The sequence below is a fragment of the Streptomyces sp. NPDC021225 genome (genome assembly GCF_044332865.1).
In the GTDB taxonomy this organism is placed as follows: Bacteria; Actinomycetota; Actinomycetes; order Streptomycetales; family Streptomycetaceae; genus Streptomyces.
The window spans coordinates 133,194-147,996 of sequence record NZ_JBIRPV010000016.1; the positions used below are offsets into that span (position 1 = coordinate 133,194).

10 protein-coding genes are annotated in these 14,803 nt (G+C 72.6%); 5 read left to right on the top strand and 5 right to left on the bottom strand.

Going from position 1 to position 14,803, the window contains the following annotated elements:
• Positions 1-73 precede the first annotated feature (73 nt).
• Positions 74-1,723, top strand: a complete 1,650-nt coding sequence (locus ACH4S9_RS41760; RefSeq protein ID WP_398376904.1) for a S1 family peptidase — start codon at positions 74-76, stop codon at positions 1,721-1,723.
• A 143-nt stretch (positions 1,724-1,866) separates the two neighbouring features.
• Here ACH4S9_RS41760 and ACH4S9_RS41765 read toward each other — a convergent pair whose 3' ends face one another.
• Both ACH4S9_RS41765 and polX read right to left on the bottom strand, forming a co-directional pair.
• Complete coding sequence (locus tag ACH4S9_RS41765) at positions 1,867-2,709, bottom strand: uracil-DNA glycosylase (RefSeq protein WP_398376905.1); 843 nt, start codon at positions 2,707-2,709, stop codon at positions 1,867-1,869.
• Positions 2,658-4,385: a DNA polymerase/3'-5' exonuclease PolX gene (gene polX / locus ACH4S9_RS41770; protein WP_398376906.1), complete on the bottom strand. Its 1,728-nt coding sequence runs from the start codon at positions 4,383-4,385 to the stop codon at positions 2,658-2,660. The genes ACH4S9_RS41765 and polX overlap by 52 nt, the downstream gene beginning before the upstream one ends.
• Positions 4,386-4,544: 159 nt before the next feature.
• Here polX and ACH4S9_RS41775 point away from each other — a divergent pair, with 159 nt between their 5' ends.
• Together ACH4S9_RS41775 and ACH4S9_RS41780 are read left to right on the top strand one after the other, a co-directional pair.
• Positions 4,545-5,699: a Vms1/Ankzf1 family peptidyl-tRNA hydrolase gene (locus tag ACH4S9_RS41775; RefSeq protein WP_311722977.1), complete on the top strand. Its 1,155-nt coding sequence runs from the start codon at positions 4,545-4,547 to the stop codon at positions 5,697-5,699.
• A 171-nt stretch (positions 5,700-5,870) separates the two neighbouring features.
• On the top strand, positions 5,871-8,639 hold the full coding sequence (locus tag ACH4S9_RS41780; RefSeq protein ID WP_398376908.1) for a glycosyl hydrolase 2 galactose-binding domain-containing protein: 2,769 nt from the start codon (positions 5,871-5,873) through the stop codon (positions 8,637-8,639).
• A 376-nt stretch (positions 8,640-9,015) separates the two neighbouring features.
• Here the strand turns inward: ACH4S9_RS41780 and ACH4S9_RS41785 are convergent, their stop codons facing one another.
• Positions 9,016-9,840 (bottom strand): SigB/SigF/SigG family RNA polymerase sigma factor, encoded by an 825-nt coding sequence (locus ACH4S9_RS41785; RefSeq protein WP_398376910.1) that lies wholly within the window; start codon positions 9,838-9,840, stop codon positions 9,016-9,018.
• A gap of 219 nt (positions 9,841-10,059) precedes the next feature.
• Positions 10,060-11,307, bottom strand: coding sequence for an MFS transporter (locus ACH4S9_RS41790; RefSeq protein ID WP_385341965.1), 1,248 nt, complete (start codon positions 11,305-11,307; stop codon positions 10,060-10,062).
• Between the two features lie 99 nt (positions 11,308-11,406).
• Here ACH4S9_RS41790 and ACH4S9_RS41795 point away from each other — a divergent pair, with 99 nt between their 5' ends.
• Together ACH4S9_RS41795 and ACH4S9_RS41800 are read left to right on the top strand one after the other, a co-directional pair.
• Complete coding sequence (locus ACH4S9_RS41795; RefSeq protein ID WP_398376911.1) at positions 11,407-12,492, top strand: DUF5937 family protein; 1,086 nt, start codon at positions 11,407-11,409, stop codon at positions 12,490-12,492.
• A gap of 92 nt (positions 12,493-12,584) precedes the next feature.
• A complete protein-coding gene (locus tag ACH4S9_RS41800; RefSeq protein ID WP_398376913.1) occupies positions 12,585-14,063 on the top strand; it encodes an FGGY-family carbohydrate kinase in 1,479 nt (492 codons plus the stop codon).
• Between the two features lie 34 nt (positions 14,064-14,097).
• Here the strand turns inward: ACH4S9_RS41800 and ACH4S9_RS41805 are convergent, their stop codons facing one another.
• The gene (locus tag ACH4S9_RS41805) at positions 14,098-14,778 is read right to left on the bottom strand and encodes a GntR family transcriptional regulator (RefSeq protein ID WP_398376914.1); all 681 of its coding nucleotides are present in this window, start codon (positions 14,776-14,778) and stop codon (positions 14,098-14,100) included.
• Positions 14,779-14,803 lie beyond the last annotated feature (25 nt).

A 14,803-nucleotide genomic window follows, 5' to 3' on the forward strand; every position in this document is an offset into this window, starting at 1 on the left:
GGAAACCACGAACACTCCTCGAGCACCCCCCGGCGCACCCCTACTGGAGGTCAGTGAGTTGAGCCACCGACGTGTGAACAAGCGGACCGTCGTCATAGCCGGCGCCGCCGCGGCCGCCCTCGCGGGAGCGGTCATTCTGCTTCCGAACGCCAACGCGAGCCCGGACAAGTCGGCCGAGTCCAAGACGTTTTCGCCGCAGGCTGCCGTGAAGCTCGCGACGGGCCTCGCTTCTGACCTGGGCACCAACGCGGCGGGGTGGTACTACCAGGGCGACTCCAAGCAGCTGGTGATGAACGTCCTGAACGAGGACGCGGCGAACGACGTCCGGGCCAAGGGCGCTGTGGCCAAGATCGTCGAGAACAGCATGGCGGAGCTCAAGGCCACCACCAAGACGCTGAGCGACAACGCCTCGATCCCCGGCACGGCCTGGTCGATCGACCCGAAGACCAACAAGGTCCGGGTCACCGCCGACAGAACTGTCACGGGTACGAAGTGGGCCACGCTGACCAAGGCCGTGGACGGCCTGGCGGGCACGGCCACCGTTCAGCGAACCAATGGCGAGTTCAAGAAGTTCGACGGGACCGACGAGAAGCAACCCGGCGCCGACGGAGGCGCGGGCCAGGGCCAGGGCCAGGGCGCGGGCGAAGGCCAGGGTCAAGGCGCAGACGACGGTGCCGGTCAGGGCGCCGGACAAGGCGGCGTGGACGACGGCGCGGGCCAGGGAGGCGCGGACGACGGCGCCGGCCAGGGAGCCGGCCAGGGTGGTGCCGACGACGGCGCCGGCCAGGGCGCGGGCGATGGCCAGGGTGCCGGTGACGGCCAGGGTGGCGGCGACGGCGCGGGCGGCGCCGGTGAGCAGGCCGGTGCCCTGGACGGCGGCGACGCCATCTTCGGCGGCGGCGCCCGCTGCTCGCTGGGCTTCAATGTCACGGTCGACGGCGCGCCCGCCTTCCTCACCGCGGGCCACTGCGGCAACATCGCGGAGACCTGGGCCACCGACCAGGCGGGCGCCCAGCAGGTGGGCACCACCGCCGAGTCCCAGTTCCCGGTGAGCGACTTCGCCCTGGTGACGTACGACGACCCGAACACCCAGGCGCCCAGCACGGTGGACCTCCAGGACGGCACCACCCAGGAGATCACCCGGGTCGCCGAGGCGAGCGTCGGGCTGCCGGTGCAGCGCTCCGGCAGCACCACGGGCCTCAGCGACGGCACCGTCACCGGCCTGAACGCCACCGTGAACTACGGCAACGGCGACATCGTCAACGGCCTGATCCAGACCGATGTGTGCGCCGAGCCCGGTGACAGCGGTGGCGCCATGTTCGCCGAGGACGCGGCCGTGGGGCTGACCTCCGGCGGCAGCGGCGACTGCACGCAGGGCGGCGAGACGTTCTTCCAGCCGGTGAGCACCGCGCTCCAGGCCACGGGCGCCGTCATCGGCGGCGACAACGGTGGCGGCGGCGCGGGCCAGGGCGACGGTGCCGGTGACGGCGCGGGCCAGGGTGACGGCGCGGGCCAGGGCGATGGTGCGGGCCAGGGCGATGCGGGCCAGGGCGCCGGAGATGGCGCCGGCCAGGGTGACGGCGCGGGCGCCGGCGACGGCGTCGGCCAGGGAGCCGAGGGCGGCGCGGACGAAGGTGGCGCGGCGGGCAACGGCGACAACGGCGCCGCCGGTAATGGCGACAACGGCGCGGCCGGAGACGGCAACGCCGCGAACCACACGTAACGGCTGATCCGGGCAGGACACCTCCTGCCACCCCTGACCGAGGTCCCGGGCGCCCACCTGCCCCAGTGCCTGGGACCTCGTACCACCCCCCACCGGGCCGCCGGCGCTTCACCGCGCCGGCGGCCCGTCTTCGTCGGCGCGGGTCACAGCCCGGCCGCCTCCGCCGCCGAGCGGAGCACCTCCCGCAGCATCGCCGGGGTCAGCCGCCCGGTGAAGGTGTTCTGCTGACTGACGTGGTAGCAGCCGAACACCCGCAGCGGCGCCCCCGCCTCCACATCCCGCAGTGTGACGCGCGCGCCGTGTGCGAACGCCGGGCGCGGGCGGGGCACCTCCCAGCCGGCCACGGCGAACGCGGGCAGCGCCGCCTGCCAGCCGAACGCCCCCAGCACCACCACCGAGCGCAATGTCGGTCGCAGCAGCCCCAGTTCGCGCACCAGCCAAGGGCGGCAGGTGTCGCGCTCCGAGGCTGTGGGCCGGTTGGCCGGCGGTGCGCAGTGCACGGGCGCGGTGACCCGGACGCCGCGCAGTTCCAGGCCGTCGCCCCGATGGGTCGCCGTCGGCTGATTGGCCAGGCCGACGGCGTACAGCGCCGCGTACAGGAAGTCCCCGGAGCGGTCGCCGGTGAACATCCGGCCGGTGCGGTTGCCGCCGTGCGCGGCGGGGGCCAGACCGACGATGGCCAGCGCGGCGTCGTCCGGTCCGAACCCCGGCACCGGGCGGGCCCAGTAGTCCCACTCGCGGTAGGCCGGGCGCTTGATACGGGCGGCCTCCTCGCGCCACCCCACCAGGCGCGGGCAGGCGCGGCAGCCGCTGACCCGCTGGTCCAGCTCGCGCAGCGTGCCGGCCCCGGGCGCCTGATGAGCGGGGTGTTCGGGGTGCTCGGGTTGTGCGCGGTGTTCAGAGCGTTCAGGGCGTTCAGGGCGTTCGGAGGTGCTCAGCTGTGTCCCTCCTTGCGCAGAAAACGCCGCAGCCGGGCCAGCGGCCATGTGTTGATCACATCGTCGGCGGTCAGCCAGCCGCGCTGCGCCGTCCCCACCCCATAGCGCAGGGCGGCGATGTCGAGGGTGGAGTGCGCGTCGCTGTCGACCGCGAACTTCGCGCCGTGTTCCTTGGCCCGCAGGATGTTCTCGTCCGACAGGTCCAGCCGGTCGGGGTGCGCGTTGATCTCCAGCGCGGTGCCGGTGCGGGCACACGCGGCGAACACCGCGTCCAGATCGGCGTCGATGCCCGGCCGCTTCCCGATCAGCCGGGTGGTCGGATGGCCGATGATGCTGACGTTCGGGTTCTCGCATGCCCGCAGGAGCCGCCGGGTCATCTCGTCCCGCCCCAGGCCGAACTGCGTGTGCACCGACGCCACGCACAGGTCGAAACCCTCGAGGAACTCGTCGGGCCAGTCCACGTCTCCCTGGACGTCGATGTTGAGCTCCACGCCGTGCAGCAGCCGCATCCCGCGCCGCCCCCGGTCCAGGTCCCGGATCTGCTCGCGCTGGTCCAGGATCTTCTCGTCGGTCATCTGCTGCATGTACAGCTTCGGGGCGTGGTCGGTGACGGCGTAGTACGCGTATCCGCGCCGCCGCGCCGCCGCGATCATCTCCTCCAGCGATTCGAGGCCGTCGGTGAGGTTGGTGTGGGTGTGCAGATCGCCGCGCAGATCGGACTCCGTCACCAGCTCGGGGAGGTGCCCGTTCAAGGCCGCCTCGACCTCGCCGCGGTCCTCGCGCAGCGTCGGCGGGATCCAGTCCATGCCGAGCCTGGCGTACACGTCCTCCTCACTGCGGGAGGCGACTCTCTCCCCGCTCCTGGAGTCGAACAGGCCGTACTCGGAGAGCTTGAGGCCGTGGCGCATCGCGATCGCGCGGATCCGGATGTTGTGCGCCTTGGATCCGGTGAAGTACACGAGCCCCGCACCCCAGGAGTCGAGGGGCAGCACCCGCAGATCGACCTGGAGCCCCTTGGTGGTGCGGATCGAGGTCTTCTTCTCCCCGCGCGCGATGACCTCGGCGGTGTACGGCAGGTGGGCGAACGCCTCCATGAACGGGACCGATTCGTCGGCCGCGACCAGGATGTCGATGTCGCCGACGGTCTCCTTCATCCGCCGCAGCGACCCCGCGTACTCGCAGCCCTCACAGCCGGTCACCCGCGACAGCTCGGCCACGATCTCATCGGCCACGCCCATGGCCACGTTCAGCGGCACCCGATCGCCGGCTGCCTGCATGAGGGCGATGCCGTGGCGGATGTTCTCCTCCGTCTTCGGGCCGAAGCCCTTCAGATCGCGCAGCTTGTGTCCGTGGATCGCGTCGGAGAGCTCGTCGATCGACGCGATGTGCAACTCCTCGTACAGCACCATGGCCTTCTTCGGCCCGAGCGCCGGGATGGCGGTCAGCTGCCGCACCCCCGCCGGGATCGCGGCGCGCGCCTCGTCGACGGCCGGCACGCTGCCGGTGCGCAGATACTCCACGACCTTGTCGGCGATCGACTTGCCCACCCCGGGGATCTCGCGCAGGCCCTTCGCGTCGAGCTCGGAGACATCGCGGGGGAAGCCGCCGATCGCGCGGGCGGCCTTCTCGTAGGCGCGCGCCTTGAACGCGTCCCCGCCGGTGATCAGAAGGAGGTCCGCGTACTCGCGGAGCAGCGCCTCGACCTCCTCGTTGGAGCGAGTCACACCGTCAAGTCTAGGCGGGACACGCCGTCGATGGCGCGGCCGGGCGTGCCTGGCGCTCGTGGACCGGTGGAGGGATCCTGGGGTCAGGAACGGGGCGGCGCCCCGGATTCCCCCGGGTGCGCCCCGGCTCTCGCGCGTTTCCCCGGGATGGGGGAGATCATGGATGTTGGATTCCTGAAGCCGCTGTTCGAGCGCCCGGGTCCCTGGGCCTGTGTCTATCTGGACACCTCGCGCGCGACCGAGGACGCGCCCAGGCGGCGCAGGCTGCGGGAGCGGTTCGTCTGCGACCAGCTCGCCCGGCAGGGCGCCGACGCCCCCACCCGCGAGGCGCTGGTCGAGCGGCTGGCGGGCGAGCGGATGGCCAGGCCGTCGGCCGGGCGGGCGCTGTTCGCGGAGGGCGGGGAGGTGGTCCTCGACCTTCCGCTGGCCGCATCGCCGCCCGATGTGGCCACCTCCTGGTCGACGCTTCCCCGGGTCGCGCCGCTGGCGTCCCTGCGCGGCGAGTGTCCCCCGTGTCTGGTGGCCCGTGTCGACCGCTCCGGAGCCGACCTCGAACTGCTCGACGACGCCGGGCCCCGCCCCGTCGGCCGGGCGAGCGGCAGCCCGCCGCCGACCCGCGGACACCGCTCCGTACCCGCCGACCGCTACGAGTGGCACTACCGCAACCGGGTCGAGAACACCTGGGACCAGACCGCCGATCTGGTCGCCGACGAGCTCGCGCGGCGGTGGCCGGACAGCGATGCGCGGCTGCTGGTCCTGGCCGGCGATCCGCGCGAGCGCAGGGCCGTGCACGACCGGCTGCCCGAGCCGCTGCGCGCCCGCACGGTGGAGGCGCAGCACGGCAGCAGGGCCGCGGGCAGCTCCCGGGAGCAGCTCGAAGCGGAGATCGACCGGGTCCGCGAGGAGTACGTCCGCTCCCACCTGGAGGATGTCCTCGACCTGTTCCGCGCCGCGCGGGGCCGCCCGGGCGAGCCGGGTGCGGGTGGCGCCCACGACGGTTCGGCGCCCGGTGGGGCCGCGGAAGGGATGCCTGCGGTGGTGGAGGCGGTACGCAGCCATCAGGCGGCGACCCTGTTGCTGGGGCAGACGGGGGCGGACGCCCGCCGCGAGGTGTGGGTCGGCCCCGGCGTCGACCAGGTGGCGGTGCAGCGCGCCCAGGCCCGCGCGCTGGGTGTCGCGGCGCCCGAGCCGGCGCGCGCGGACGACGCGCTGGTGCGCGCGGCCGCGGCGGCGGACACCGAGGTGCTGCTGGTGCCCGAGGGCATGGCCGGCCCGGCGGGGGGCCTCGGCGCGGTCCTGCGCTGGCACGCCTGAGCGCGCTCCCCGGCCACAGGCCCTGTCTCATCGGCGCGGTTCCGCCGTACGGGGGCACTGCTCCCGCCACGCGGCGGAGCCGGGTGTTGACATGTCGCATTCACGTCTCTAGCGTCCAAAGACTGTTAGGAAAGTTGCCTAACCAACGCCCGGCCTCTCAGGGAGACCTCCGTGTTCCTCCGCCCGGCACCACCCCGGCGGCGGGCGACAGCCCGCGTGCGCTCCGTCCTGACCACCGCGTTCGCCGTCGGCGGTCTGCTCCTGGCGCTCTCCCTCCCGGCCGGGGCCGCCCCGCCGCCCCGTACGCCGACGGCCGTCGGCCAGGCCCCGCCGCCGGTCACCCGGGTGGGGGACGCCGCGGGCACGGCCGCCGCCCTGGCCGGGTTCGCCGTGCAGTCCTCGGCGAAGGTCACCGACACCCCCGCCGCCGTCTCCTCGCCCGGCTACCCCGCCACCGGCTGGTACGCCATGGCGCCCCGGTCGACGGTGCTCGCGGGCCTGCTGGCCAAGGGCGCGTACCCGGATCCGTTCTACTCGACCAACCTCAAGAAAATCCCGGCCGCCGACTTCGCCGTCCCCTGGTGGTACCGCTCCGACTTCACCGTCACCGACCCCGGCTCCCGCACCTACCTGGACTTCAGCGGGGTCGTCTCCGCCGCCGACGTGTACGTCAACGGCGAGCGGATCGCCACCAAGGACCAGGTCGCCGGCGCGTACACCCGCCATGAACTGGACATCACCGACCTGGTCACGGCCGGCACCAACACGGTGGCCTTCAAGGTGGAGCCCAACGACCCGCGCAAGAACCTCACCATGGGCTGGATCGACTGGTTGCAGCCCCCGCCCGACGAGAACATGGGGCTGGTCCGCGATGTCCTGGTGCGCCGCGGCGGCCCGGTGGCCCTGCGCGGGGCGCATGTGACCACCGCGCTGGCCGTCCCCTCGCTGTCCTCCGCCGAACTGACCGTCAAGGCCGAGGCCCGCAACGACTCCGGCGCGCCCGTCACCGCCACCGTCTCCGGGACCGTCGGCCCGGTGTCCTTCAGCCAGACCGTGGCGCTGGCCGCACACGAGAAGAAGACCGTCACCTTCACGCCCTCCGCCTATCCGCAACTGCGCCTGGACCGGCCCCGGGTGTGGTGGCCGGCCGGGATGGGCGGCCAGCCGCTGTACGACCTCGACCTGACCGCCACCGTCTCGGGCACTGCCTCCGATACCGCTCACCAGACCTTCGGCATCCGGGACGTCAAGGCCCCGCTGAACGCGGACGGCGCCCGCCGGTACTCCGTCAACGGCCGCCCGCTGCTGATCAAGGCGGGCGGCTGGTCCCCGGACGTGTTCCTGCGCTGGGACGCCCGCTATGTCGAGGACCGGCTGAAGTACGCCCTCGACCTCGGCCTGAACACCATCCGTCTCGAAGGCCACATCGAACCGGACGAGTTCTTCGACCTCACCGACCGCTACGGCATCCTCACCCTCCCCGGGTGGGAGTGCTGCGACAAGTGGGAGGGCCAGGTCAACGGGGATGAGACGGGCGACAAGTGGACCGCGGCCGACTATGTGGTGGCCAAGGACTCCATGGCCGCCGAGGCCGCGCGGCTGCGCGACCACCCCAGCGTCATCTCCTTCCTCATCGGCAGCGACTTCGCCCCCGACGCGACCATCGAGAAGAACTACCTCGATGCCCTGAAGGCCGCGGACTGGCCCAACCCGGTGATCCCCGCCGCCTCCGCGAAGTCCTCCCCGGTCCTCGGCAAGTCCGGGATGAAGATGACCGGCCCCTACGACTGGGTGCCCCCGAACTACTGGTACGCCAAGCGCGAGGGCGGCGCGACCGGTTTCAACTCCGAGACCAGCGCCGGGCCCGACATCCCGACCCTCGACACGCTCCGGCGGATGATGTCCCCGAGCGAGCTGGAAACGCTGTGGAAGGACCCGAAGGCCAAGCAGTACCACCGCTCGCCGTCGAACACCTTCGGCGACCTGAAGCTCTTCGGCAACGCACTCAACGGCCGCTACGGCCCGCCGACCGGCCTCGAGGACTATGTGCGCAAGGCGCAGCTCGCGCAGTACGAGGCGGTGCGCGCCCAGTACGAGGCGTACGGCCGGAACTTCTCCGACACCTCCAAGCCGGCCACCGGCGTCGTCTACTGGATGCTGAACAGCGGCTGGACCTCCCTGCACTGGCAGCTCTTCGACCGCTACCTCGACCAGGGCGGGGCCTACTTCGGAGCCAAGAAGGCGAACGAACCGCTGCACATCCAGTACTCGTACGACTCGCGGGAGGTGGTCGTGGTCAACAACCGGCACGAGGCGGCCACCGGACTCACCGCGCGGGTGAGCCTCTACGACACCAAGGGCGCGCCCAAGTACGACAAGACCGCCACCGGTGTCACCGCCCCGGCCGACGGGGGCAAGACCACCGCGCTGACCGTGCCCGCCGACGTCAGTGGAGTGTCGGGCACCTACCTGGCCAAGCTCGTCCTCACCGACGGCGCGGGCAACGAGGTCAGCCGCAACGTCTACTGGCTGTCCACCGAGCCGGACGTGCTCGACTGGGACAACACCGACTGGTACTACACCCCGACCACCTCCTACGCCGACCTCACCGGGCTCAGTCGGATGGACCAGGCCCCGGTGTCCGCCACCGCGGCCACCACCACCGGGCCCGACGGGACCGCCACCACGACCGTGACCCTGCGCAACACCTCCAGCGGCCGGACCCCGGCCCTGATGGTGGACGCCCACCTGGTGACCGGCGCGGGCGCGCCCGTCCTGCCCGTGCGCTGGTCGGACAATCAGGTCAGCCTGTGGCCGGGGGAGTCCACGACGCTCACCGCCACCTACCGCGCGGCCGACCTGGGCGGCTCCTCGCCGTCCGTCCGGGTCTCGGGCTGGAACACCGCGACCCGGACGGTGGCGGCGAAGCGTGTGAGCTAGAGCGAATTCCCGGCGGGTCCTGCGGGTTTCACAAGATCACAATCTTGTATGCTATGGGCAGCGCAAAGGAGCCCGCAGCCAGCGGCCCGGTGACGCCCGGCGCCGACGGGCTCCCAGCGTGGACCCGCTGGTGTCCGTACGCTCACGAAAGGGGCTCCACATGCTGTCTACGCAGGATCGTCCCCCGGCGCCCAGTCGCTCCACCGGACGGTGGCGCCGCTATGGCCGGCTCGCGGTGGCGAATTTCGTGCGCGGTGCCTCGTATGCGTGCGGTACGGCGGTCATCGGCCTGATGACCTGGTGGGTGCAGTCCCACTAGCCGTACGCCGAGGGGATCCTGACGCCCGGTCGGGGCCGGGCGCCGGGATCCCCGGTCTCAGCGCGGGCCCGCCATCGGGCCCGTTTCGGCCATGGCCTGCTCGCACAGGCGGGAGCAGGTGCGGCTGAGCAGCCGGGAGACATGCATCTGGGAGATGCCCAACTGCTCTGCGATATGTCTTTGCGTCATGTCGCAGAAGAAGCGCATGTAGAGGATCCGCCGCTCCCGCTCGGGGAGCCGGACCAGCCCCGGCCGCACGGCCTCCCGGTCCACCACCCGGTCATAGGCGGGCTCCCGCTCGCCGAGGGTGTCCAGCAGGGCGTAGCCGTCGTCGGCACCGGTCAGCGGCGCGTCCAGCGAGAGCGGGGTGAAGCTGTCCAGGGCCTCCACTCCGATGCGTACGTCCTGTTCGCAGAGGCCGGTGCGCTCGGCGATCTCCCGGACGTCGGGCGCGTGGTCGTCCAGCGAGTGGCACAGCTCGCGATGGGCGGCCCGCACCTGGTTGCGCAACTCCTGGACCCGGCGCGGGACGTGCAGCCCCCACAGGTGGTCGCGGAAGTGGCGCTTGATCTCGCCGACGACGGTCGGCACCGCGAAGCTCTCGAAGGCCGAACCGCGCCCCGGGTCGAAGCGGTTGACGGCCTTCACCAGGCCCAGGGCGGCCACCTGGCGCAGGTCCTCCAGCGCCTCGCCGCGGTTGCGGTACTGGCCGGCCAGCCGCTCGGCCATCGGCATCCAGGCTTCCACCACCCGCTGACGCAGGGCCTCCCGCTCCGGTCCGTCCGGGAGTTCGGCGATTCTCGTGAATTCGGCAGAGGTGTCGGGGGCGTCGTCGTGGGGGTGGGCCGACGGGCGGGCCTTGTGCTGCACAGCGGTCGTCATGGGACACACCTCCTGCGGTTCGGCTGACGGTTCCAGGGGCGGAGGACGCCGTGTCGCGGGAGGAGGCCCGGGACCGGGCCGTACCCTGAGCGGACACACTGCTCCCGCGGGGCGTGCCTCCGGTCCGAAGCACGGGTTTCGCCTTCCCGGGCCGTCGGGCGGTAAACCGCCTCCGCCCCGGCTCTCCTACGGCCGGGCGCCCGGAGACGACTGCCGAGTTCATGAGACTGCTCGCGCCTTGCGGCGGTAACCGCTGAGCGGCGCTCCCTGATCCTTCTCGGTGGCAACGGCGGAGGCGGAGACGAGCGTCGCCGCGGCCAGACCGCCCCAGAGGGCAGCCGGGCCCCGGGCCGCGAGAGTGGTGATGACCGCTGGGGAGACGGCGAGGCCGAACCCCGTGGAGAGCTGGAAGCGGGCGAGGGCCCGTCCCAGGACATGCGCCGGGGCGAGATGGGTCACGAGTGCCGTGGCGCTGCCCGCGTAGACGATCTCGCCGAGGGTGCAGACCACGGACACCGCGGCGACGGCCGGGGCGCCCCAGCCGTGCCCCAGCGAGGTGGCCGCGAGGAAGCCGAGGTAGGACGCGCTGAGCACCACGCCGGCCAGGGCGAGCGCGGTCCGCTGGGAGAACCGGGCCATCATGACGGTGACCGGAACCTGGAGGATGACCACCAGCACCGTGTTGGCCACGAAGATGACGGCCGACCACACCGGGGACGCGTGCAACTGTGTCACCAGGACCAGCGGAAGCGCGATTTCGGGGACGTTGAGGCAGAAGACGTAGACCACGTTGGCGATCAGCAGTGTGCGGGTCCGGGGCGCGGGCTCGTCGCCCCTGCCCCTGTCCTCGGTGGAGTCGGCGGCCGTATGCGCGTGCACATGGACCGACCACACCAGGGCCGCCGCGACCAGGTAGGTGAGTCCGGTGACGGCTGCCAGCGCCCGAAAAGCGGTCGTGCCGCCCGCCAGGCAGGCGGTGGCGACGAGTGCGCCGACGCCCATGCCGGCGTTGCGCAGGGCACGGCCGGCCGCGAGGGCCGCGTCGCGTTCCCGGCCGTGGGCGACCGTGGCCACGAGAGCGGCGTGGGCGGCCGGCCATGCCTGGTTGCCGATGCCGAGGAAGAGCGCCGCCGCCACGAACAGCGAGACATGCCCCGCCGGGGCTGCCAGCAACAGGGCCACGCCCACCACCCGCACCAGCATCGACGCCGCCACGGCCGCGCTCCGCGCGCCCCGGTCCAGCCATCGGCCCAGCGCGGGCACGCACATCAGACCCGCGACGATGCCCACCGTCATGGCAACGCCGGTGACGGTCGCGGACAGACTCAGCACCGTCACTCCGTAGAGCAGCAGAAAGGGCCGCAGCAGACCGGTGCCGAGCGCGTCCACGGCCAGGGCGACGGCATAGCGGGGGCCTCCCGAGGCCCGGACGAGGGCACGGGGCTTGATCTTGGTGGTGGTTGCCATGGCGCCCAAGCTGCGTCCGGCCACCGCGCGGGGCACGCCGATTGACGGATACTGCCAACCGACGCCGTCGTCGACCATCTGGCCAGGGATGATGAGTGGATGACGCTTCGCATCGACATCAGCGGTCCGCCGTCCGAGCGGCTGCGGTTCGCCGCCTCGCCACTGGCCGAGCTGACCGCGATGCTGCATGTGCTGGCCGAACCCGGGCATCATCCGCAGCTCGCCGGCTGGGCCGGGGACGTCTGGGCCGGGCTGCGGCCGGAGTTGGCCGAGCGGTTGCGGGAAGCGGAGTTCCTCTGGCGTTCCTCACAAGCCGACTTTCTGATCCCCGGCCGACCTCGGTTGACCCTCGCCGAGGAGTTGGACGACGTGGACCGGATCGACGACGAGACGTATGTGACCGCCGCGCTCGTCACCACGTGCGGCAGCAACCGGGTCCACTTCGCCACGCGGTCGCCGCTCGCGGACGTGACGGCGCGCGAGCGGGCGCTGGACCTGGCCCAGGCCCGCGGCGCGCGGCAAGAGGCCTTCGCGGAACGGCTGCTCGCGGACCCGGCCGTGGTGCGGGCGCGATTGCGCCACACCCTCGAACAGTGCGCCGAGGCCTTCTTCGATGCCGCCTGGACGGGCGCCGCCGTGCGGCTCGCCACCGACCTGCGGCTGAAGAACGACCTGCTCAAGCGTCAGGGCATCGGGGCGGCGCTCGCATCGGTCTCGGGCGCGGTCACCCTGGCGCCGGACGGCGACTGCATCATCGTGGACAAGCTCCAGGACAAGGCGACCGCCGCCCATGGCACCGGGGTCACCTTCATCCCCAGTGTCTTCGGCAGCCCGCACCTGGTGGCCGTCCACACGTCCGGGTGGCAGCCGGTGGTGCAGTACCCCGTGGCCGAGCCGAGTCCATCAGAGCCGGTATCGCTGGAAACGGTCACTCTACGGCTGGAGGCACTCGCACATCCGGTACGGCTGCGGCTGCTGCGCACCCTGGCCCGCGGCCCGCACACCACCCGCGAGCTGGCCCATGCCTGGGAGCTCTCACCCCCGGAGGTGTCCCGCCACCTCGCTGCCCTGCGCCGCGCGGGTCTGCTCACGGCCCGGCGGCAGGGTCGCTACGTCCGCTACTCCCTCAATCTGCCCGATCTGACGGCGCTGGGCGCCGACCTGCTGGCGGCCGTACTGCGCTGAGCGGCTGTCCCAGGGTGGCGGCGGCTACCGTGTACCTGTGACGAGGAGGCCGACGAGCGCATGATGGGCATCGAACGCGGCGGGTACCCGCGATGAGCCAACCGGTGTTCCTCGGTGTCGACATCGGCACCGGATCCTCCAAAGGCGTGGCCGTGTGCGCCGACGGCCGGGTGCTCGCCCGCGCCACGCGCCCGCACCGCACCGCGACCCCCCGCCCCGGCTGGTTCGAACATGACGCCGAGAGCGTGTGGTGGGCCGACTTCACCTCCCTCGTCCGGGAGCTCCTCGGCGCCGACGGCGTGGCCGCGCGGGCGGTGGCCGCGGTCGGGGTCTCCGGCATCGGCCCGTGTCTGCTGCCCGCCGACGCGGCCGGCCGACCGCTGCGCCCCGCGATCCTGTACGGGGTCGACACCCGCGCCACCGCCGAGATCGCCGAACTGACCGCCGAACTCGGCGCGGAGGAGATCCTGGCGCGCGGCGGCTCCCCGCTCACCAGCCAGGCGGTCGGCCCGAAGCTGCGCTGGCTCGCCCGCCACGAGCCGGACGTGTGGCGGGCGACCCGCCGGTTCTTCATGGCCTCCAGCCTGCTGGTGCACCGGCTGACGGGGGAGTATGTGCTGGATCACCACTCGGCCAGCCAGTGCGATCCGCTGTACGACCTCGACGCCCGGCGCTGGAACGACAGCTGGGCCCAGCGGGTCGCCCCCGGCCTCGAACTCCCCGCGCTGGCCTGGCCCGGCGAGGTGGTGGGTGCCGTGCACGCGGCCGCCGCCGCGGAGACCGGGCTGCCCGAGGGGGTGCCGGTGACCGCGGGCACCATCGACGCCTGGGCGGAGGCCGCGAGCGTCGACGCGCTGGCCCCCGGCGACACCATGGTGATGTACGGCTCGACCATGTTCCTCACCGTCATGGGCGAGCGGCCGATGCGCCACCCCGCGCTGTGGGGCACCACCGGAGTGCGCCCGGCCGGCTACTGCCTCGCGGCGGGCATGGCGACCTCCGGCAGCCTTACCGACTGGCTGCGGGAGCTCACCGGCTCGGACTTCGCCACGCTGCTGGCCGAGGCCGAGCGGGTGCCGCCCGGCTCACGGGGGCTGCTGATGCTGCCGTACTTCGCCGGGGAGCGCACCCCGCTGTTCGACCCGCGGGCGCGCGGCACCGTCATCGGGCTGACGCTGGGCCACGGGCGCGCGGAGCTGTACCGGGCGGCGCTCGAGGCCACCGCGTTCGGAGTGCGCCACAACCTCGAGGCGTTCGCCGACGCCGGGGCCCGTATCGACCGCCTGGTCGCGGTGGGCGGCGGCGCCAGGAGCCTGTGGACGGCCATCGTCTCCGCCGCGATCGGCCTGCCGCAGCAGATCCCGGCCGAGACGATCGGCGCCTGCCTGGGCGACGCGGCTCTCGCGGCCCGGGCCCTCGGCGCCGACACCGGCGGCTGGAACCCGATCATCGCGACCGTCGAACCGGACGAGGCCTGGCGCGCGGTCTACGACGGCCGGTACCCCCTGTACCGGGAGCTCTACGACGCGACGCGACGCATCAGCCACGCCCTGGCCGCCTCGACGCCGTAGCGCCCGGGCGGCCGTGGGGCCGAGCGGCCGCGGTTCAGCTCTGCCGCTCGTCCATGCCGGCCATCAGCGCCTGGTGGCTCAGCCGTACGTGCTCGCGCATCACGCGCTCCGCGCCGTCGCCGTCCTTGGCCAGGATCAGGCTGAGCACACGGTGGTGCTCGCTGTCCGACTCGGTGAGCCGCCCCGGCCGCGACAGCGAGGTGCGCACCAGGCGGGCGTAGGCCAGCTGGTTCATCAGGGTGCGGTAGTGCGCCTCCAGCTTGCTGTTGTCGGCGCCCTTGACGATCAGGTCGTGGAACTCGTGGACCAGCGCCGCGTACCCCTCGGCGTCGCCGTCCCGGACCGCCGTGTCGGCCGCCCGCATATTGGCCTCCAGCAGCTCCACCTCCGGCACGTTCCCCCGGAAGGCCAGCAGCCGGGCGGCGGCGCCCTCCAGCAGTTCCTTCATCTGGAACAGCTCGGTCAGCTCGCGCCGGGAGGGCACGGCCACAAAGGTCCCGACCCGCGGCCGGACCTCCACCAACCCCTCGATCTGAAGCTGCTTGAGCGCCTCGCGGATCGGCGTGCGGCTGACCCCGAAGGTCTCGGACAGCGCCATCTCGGACAGGCTGGAGCGGGGCGGCAGCTCTCCGCTGATGATCATCTGCCGCAGCTCCTCGGCGACCCTCGCCTGCATGCTGGTCTGCTGAAGCCGCTTGCCTGTGGGTTGTTGCATGGTACGTGACACTAGATGTGGGCAG

Excerpts from the sequence above, each read along its gene's own strand:
- ACH4S9_RS41765 (WP_398376905.1), bottom strand. The coding sequence starts at position 2,709 with ATGGCCGCTGGCCCGGCTGCGGCGTTTTCTGCGCAAGGAGGGACACAG.
- ACH4S9_RS41775 (WP_311722977.1), top strand. The coding sequence starts at position 4,545 with ATGGATGTTGGATTCCTGAAGCCGCTGTTCGAGCGCCCGGGTCCCTGG.
- ACH4S9_RS41785 (WP_398376910.1), bottom strand. The coding sequence starts at position 9,840 with ATGACGACCGCTGTGCAGCACAAGGCCCGCCCGTCGGCCCACCCCCAC.
- ACH4S9_RS41790 (WP_385341965.1), bottom strand. The coding sequence starts at position 11,307 with ATGGCAACCACCACCAAGATCAAGCCCCGTGCCCTCGTCCGGGCCTCG.
- ACH4S9_RS41795 (WP_398376911.1), top strand. The coding sequence starts at position 11,407 with ATGACGCTTCGCATCGACATCAGCGGTCCGCCGTCCGAGCGGCTGCGG.
- ACH4S9_RS41800 (WP_398376913.1), top strand. The coding sequence starts at position 12,585 with ATGAGCCAACCGGTGTTCCTCGGTGTCGACATCGGCACCGGATCCTCC.
- ACH4S9_RS41805 (WP_398376914.1), bottom strand. The coding sequence starts at position 14,778 with ATGCAACAACCCACAGGCAAGCGGCTTCAGCAGACCAGCATGCAGGCG.